A 5677-nucleotide genomic window follows, 5' to 3' on the forward strand; every position below is an offset into this window, starting at 1 on the left:
TTATGATTGAGTACCCGGAGCGAATGTCCGGGTACTGACAAACGGGCGTTTACACAAAATCTGGTACAGGCCATTTCTCGCGGCGCATTCGGTAAAATCGTTATCATGATTGATGGCTAATCACAACGATGCGCAACGATGAGAAATCTGGGCGGCCGTTAGCGATAGCCAGATGGACTCAGTGACAGCACTAACGTGAAAGTAAAAAAGGCCGGCAAGCCGGCCTTCATCGCAAATAAACCCCCTACTTTTCTGGCATCTGCGCGGGCATTTTTATCAACGCCCGGTTTTTCGCCACATCATCGGCCGTTACGGCCGGCGCGGCGTTGCCCCAGCTGTTCCGCAGATAGGTTGCGGCAGCCGCGACCTGTTCATCAGACAGTTTCCAGGCAAATGACGGCATCGCACCGCTGGTTGGGTTGGACTGCGTCACCGCACCCCGGCCACCCTGCAGGATGGTGGTAATAATCGACGACGCATCGTCCGCCATCAGCCCCGGATTGTTCGCCAGTCCGGCCGCAAGCTGCGGGATACCCTTGCCATCACTGTTATGACAGGCGCTGCAGTTGGCGGAATAGACGTTGGCTCCCATTTTCATCTGCGCCGAATCGGCCGCCAGCGGTTGTGGTGCTTTGGTCCCCGAGTCCGGCTGCGATTTCAGGTAGACCGCAATCGCACGTAGATCCGCATCGGTCAGATGCTGGGTCGAGTTGGTCACCGCTTCCGCCATCGGCCCGGACGCCACCGCCACATGGTTGCTGCCGGTTTTCAGGTAGTCGACAAGTTGCTGTTCGCTCCAGCTGCCGACGCCGGTATAGCGGTTCAGGGTGATATCCGGCGCATGCCATTCCGCCAGGTTACTGCCCTGCAGATACGCTCCGGTGTCGCCGCCCAGCAGATTTTTCGGCGTATGGCAGGCGCTACAGTGCTCCAGACCTTCCACCAGATAGGCACCGCGATTCCATTCGGCGGATTTGGATGTGTCCGGCTCGTATCCGCTGTTTTTAAAGAACAACAGGTTCCAGCCCATCATCGCCAGACGGATATTGTACGGGAAGCCGAGGTGGGTCTCCGGAGCGTGATAATTCACCGGCTTCACCGAACGCATATACATCCACAGGTCGTGCATGTCCTTGTCGCTGGTTTTCACGTAGGCGTTATACGGCATCGCCGGATAGAGGTTTTCGCCGTCTTTGCCCTTGCCATGACGCACCGCGCGATAGAAATCACGCTCGGTCCAGCTGCCAATCCCGGTTTCTGTATCAGGCGTAATATTGCTGGCAACGATGCCGCCAAACGGCGTGCTGATCGAATAGCCGCCGGCAAACGCATCTTTGCTCTCCGGCGCGGTATGGCAGGCCACACAGTCACCGTCGATGGCAATGTACTTCCCGCGCGCCACGGCGGCGGCATCCTCCGCTCCCGGCGGCTGGCTGGTGAGGAGGGTGTTATCCGCAACGTCATCCGCGCGGGTACTGCCATTTTGCCACAGCAACCCCGCAGCCACGGCGACGGCAATCAGCGCCACGCCGCCCAAAATTTTGGTCTTTTTCATGTCACACCTTCACCAGTGGGCCGGGGTTTTTCACGTATTGCTCAATAATGGCTTTTGCCGTCCACAGGCTGAGTGCGCCGATGGTGCCGGTTGGGTTGTAGCCGGCATTATTGGGGAACGATGAAGCGCCTAGGACAAACAGGTTATGCATGTCCCAGCTTTGCTGATAGCGGTTAAGCACGCTGGTCTGTGGGTCGGCCCCCATCACGGCGCCGCCGATGGTGTGGTCACTGGCAAAGTTATACGGTGAATAGTGGCCCGAGGCGGAGTTGGTGCCGTTGACGATTATGGCGCCCATTGCCTTGCCGATTTCCACACTTTTCTCTTCGATAAACTTCGCCGCAAGACGGTCGTTTTCGTTGTAATCGAAGGTCACACGCAGCAGCGGATTGCCGTTGTCATCTTTATATTCCGGGTCTAGGTCGAGGTAGTAATCCTCATGGGAATAGCTGGTGCCCTGGCCGAAGATAAAGGTGCCGTTCTGGAACGCATGGGTATAGGCTTTTTTCCACTCTTTGCCCCAGCGCGGCGTGCCTGGCGGCAGGACGTCGGCATTGCCAATCGGACGCGCACCGCGCGCCACCACCAGAATGCCGGCTCCGCCGATAAAGCCGAGGTTGGTGTGATCGAAGTTATCGCCGTTGAAGTCGTCCACCTGCTGCGAAAGCGCGCCGGCACCGATAAACTGGTTGAGGTTTTCGTCTTCGAAGAACAGGGTGGCACCGGCCACGGTCTGGAAGCTGTAGGCACGGCCAACCACGCCTTTCTTGCTGACCGGATCGTAAGGCACGCCGATTTTGGAAAGCAGCAGCAGACGCACGTTCTGCATCTGGAACGCCGAAAGGATCACGATATCCGCCGGCTGGAACCACGCTTTTTTATTGCGATCCAGATAGGTCACGCCGGTGGCGGTCTTGCCGTCGTCGGCTTTATTGACCTTCACCACGGCGGAATCGGTCAGCACCGTGAAGTTCTCACGCTGCATCAGTGCCGGGATGACGCAGGCGTTCGGGCTGGATTTAGAGAAGTTACCGCAACCGTAATACAGGCAGTAACCGCAGTAGGTGCACGGCCCCATGCGCACGCCAAGCGGGTTGACGTAGGCGCGGGACGCCTGGCCCGCCGGGACCATAAACGGGTGCTGACCGAGGGATTTTGCCGCATCGCGGAACAGATCGGTCAGACGCATGCCCTCCAGCGGCGGCAGCGGATATTCACTGCTGCGGTTGCCTTCAAACGGGTTACCGTCCGGGATCACTTCGCCGTTCAGCTTGCCCGCTTTGCCCGACACGCCGGCGATTTTTTCGAAGCGATCGTAAAACGGTTCCAGTTCGTCATAGGTCACGCCCCAGTCCTGCAGGATCAGCCCTTTGGCGATCTGCTTTTTGCCGTAGCGCTCAACGGTCTGGGTGTACGGCTGCAAATCGAACGGGGTGAAACGCCATGCCATGCCGGCCCAGTGCGTACCGGATCCGCCGACGTTATAGCCCAGCTCATTCAGGTTCCAGTCGCGGCTGGGTAGCGCCTGTTGGGTGATGTTATTGCGGAAGGTGGTGGTTTCCACTGCGGGCGGCAGCAGCATACTGCGGCGGGTATCCCAGCGCAGTTCATCGGTATCAATCGACGGGGGAAAATCCGTGGCGGTTTCAAACCACGGACCGCGCTCAACGGCAACAACATTCAGGCCGGCACGGGTCAACTCTTCGGCAATCAAAGAGCCACACCACCCCAGGCCGACGATGACGACATCAGCTTTTGGACGCACGTTATTCATAAGACTTTGCTCTCTACATAAATATAACAGCCAGTATTTACAGGGTGTTATCAATCAGACTGGTGGGGATGATATTCAGCTTCTGCCCTTTTTTACTCAGCAGATCGCGGAAGTCATAACGTGCTCCAGGGAAGCCCAGCATTTTCCAGCTGGTCATCTCTTTATTTCCACCGTATATCGGGTCGGAGAGAAAACCTTCACGGACGTTTTGCAGCAGCAGCTCGAAAAAGACTTTAGTATCCACGTCGGCACCTAAATCGAATTTACCGGCTTCCATCGCATGCAGGATCTGCTCACGGCGAGGCTCATCCAGTTCGATAAACGTTTTGCCGTAGGCTTTGTGGGTAGCCTGATCCAGCGCGGTCAGGCCCTGGCGGTAACGCTCCGCAGGCGTCAGCAACGACTGCTGGCCCTGCTCAGGCGTACCTTTCACAAAGCGTCCGAGGCGGTAGACGGCAACGGCCTTGCCATAATCGCCCGCCAGCTGACGGTCGATAAAGGTGACACAGCCCGCGTCTTTGCCACTGAGGCTGGATTCATCCGCCGGGATAAAGTGCTCAGCAATGATGCCCACGGTGCCAGACTCGTGTTGGGTCAGAAACTGTAAGCCGCCGGTGCGTGGCGGAGTGGGAGGGGGATTTACTTTTCCTGGTTGCCAGGGCTGGCCACCGGTGACGACTTCAGCCTGAGCGCCAGGCAATGACGTAGCCACACCCAATGCTGCCATTGAGGTGAGAAACTCTCTGCGTTTCATAGATTCCCTGCCGTTTAATTGATCACATTGCGGAATTATTATTTTAATTTTGGAATAGAAATTCGTGATATTTAGATAATTTTAAATATCAAATCAGAGATATTTACTTCACATGTAAATAAAGTGTTTAATAAAGCATTAACAAACTTGGGGGATAATAATTTGTAGTGTGATCGCGACCAAGACTTTCGTTGATGGTTTTACATCATTGCCTCCGGCCTGCTGCTTTTTTGCGCCGGACAAAAAGGTGTCCTGCCTGCAATCGCTCGAATTGTGACGCGTCGGCAAAGAATTTCATCCAACCTATCGCCCTGTTTTTCGCTGTGATGCAGAAAGTGAACGCGGCATGTTTTCGTCAGGATTTTTACCGGGTTTCCGGGAGTAAAAATGAAAAAGTTAACCCTGCAAATGCTGGCGAAAATGGCCGGTGTGGGCGTGGCCACGGTAGACCGGGTACTCAACGATCGCGGCGGTGTTTCTCCCGAGACGGTGCGAAAAGTGCTGCATGCCGCGAGAGAAGCGGGGCTGAAGCGCTATCTGCCGGAAGAGCATAAGCAGCCGTGGCAGATCGAAGCGTTTTTAAGCAGCAATCCCTCGTCGTTTTTTCAACGGCTGAATAACGATCTGAGTGCCGTCGCCAACCATTTGGGTTATCAGCGCTTAACGCTGCATCGCACCTTTATCCCGGAATCGCAGCCAGAAATTCTGGCGCAACGGATTATCGCCAGCAGTGAGAAACGCGACGGCCTGATCGTGTTTGGTCATGACTATCCCATGATTCACGACGCGCTGGCGCACTGTCATGCCAACGGCATTCCGGTGGTGACCTTCGTGACGGATATTCCGGATGCGCAACGGCTTTGCCACGTCGGCATTAATCAGTATCAGGCGGGCCGCACCGCGGGGTTGCTGATGAGCAAAACGATCAATACTACTGGCGATGTGATTATGGTCAGCGGGCGCATCGATTATCGCGCCCACCGTCAGCGCATTGACGGGTTTCGCGATGCGATGGCTGCCCACGCGCCGCAGGTGAAACTGCGGGAAGCGCTGGCCGGTCAGGATCAGCGAGACACCATTCGCGCGTTGCTGGATTCGACGCTCTCACTGTCGAATGACGTGGCAGGGATCTACAACACCGGCGTGGGCAATACCGAGGTGCGGGACATCCTGCAAAAGCACCACCGGCTGGGCGTGTGTGCCTTTATCACCCATGAGTTGTACAGCATCACTAAAACCATGCTGCAGGAAGATGCGGTGGATTTCACCCTAGACCAAAATGTCCATCAGCATGCGCGCCTTTCGATCGAGCTGCTGTTGAGCCATCTGGAAACCGGCTATCAGCCTGCGTTGTATGAGGATGGGAAGGTCGATTTGAAGATTGTGACTTGTGAGAATTTGAGGTGAGTTGGGCCAGACACTTTCCGAACAGTGGCGCAAATACGGCCGCGCTGGCCACACTCAACGCCGGTAAATCAGCAGATGAATGCATTACGGTCAGACAAAGTAAGTACCTGAACATCCGGGTTGAGCAGGATCACCGGAATATCAAACGGCGGATAAAACTGATGACGGGATTCAAATCGTTCAGGCG

4 protein-coding genes and 1 pseudogene are annotated in these 5677 nt (G+C 55.9%); 2 read left to right on the forward strand and 3 right to left on the reverse strand.

The window, feature by feature from the left end; translation table 11 throughout:
* Window positions 1-244: 244 nt before the first annotated feature.
* From J8X26_RS06910 to J8X26_RS06920, 3 genes are read right to left on the reverse strand one after another with little or no spacing between them, the layout of a single operon-like run.
* Window positions 245-1555 carry a cytochrome c gene (locus J8X26_RS06910; protein WP_208950512.1) on the reverse strand — a complete coding sequence of 437 codons (1311 nt, stop codon included), beginning with the start codon at window positions 1553-1555 and terminating at the stop codon, window positions 245-247.
* A 1-nt stretch (window position 1556) separates the two neighbouring features.
* Window positions 1557-3329 (reverse strand): GMC family oxidoreductase, encoded by a 1773-nt coding sequence (locus J8X26_RS06915; RefSeq protein WP_208950513.1) that lies wholly within the window; start codon window positions 3327-3329, stop codon window positions 1557-1559.
* Window positions 3330-3366: 37 nt separating this feature from the next.
* Window positions 3367-4083, reverse strand: coding sequence for a gluconate 2-dehydrogenase subunit 3 family protein (locus J8X26_RS06920; protein ID WP_208950514.1), 717 nt, complete (start codon window positions 4081-4083; stop codon window positions 3367-3369).
* 387 nt (window positions 4084-4470) lie between these two features.
* Here J8X26_RS06920 and J8X26_RS06925 point away from each other — a divergent pair, with 387 nt between their 5' ends.
* Both J8X26_RS06925 and J8X26_RS06930 read left to right on the forward strand, forming a co-directional pair.
* Window positions 4471-5490 carry a LacI family DNA-binding transcriptional regulator gene (locus tag J8X26_RS06925; RefSeq protein ID WP_208950515.1) on the forward strand — a complete coding sequence of 340 codons (1020 nt, stop codon included), beginning with the start codon at window positions 4471-4473 and terminating at the stop codon, window positions 5488-5490.
* A gap of 23 nt (window positions 5491-5513) precedes the next feature.
* Window positions 5514-5677, forward strand: a pseudogene (locus J8X26_RS06930) (DDE-type integrase/transposase/recombinase); the annotation flags it as partial.

It is taken from the genome of Rahnella sp. ChDrAdgB13 (genome assembly GCF_017655185.1).
GTDB lineage: Bacteria > Pseudomonadota > Gammaproteobacteria > Enterobacterales > Enterobacteriaceae > Rahnella > Rahnella contaminans.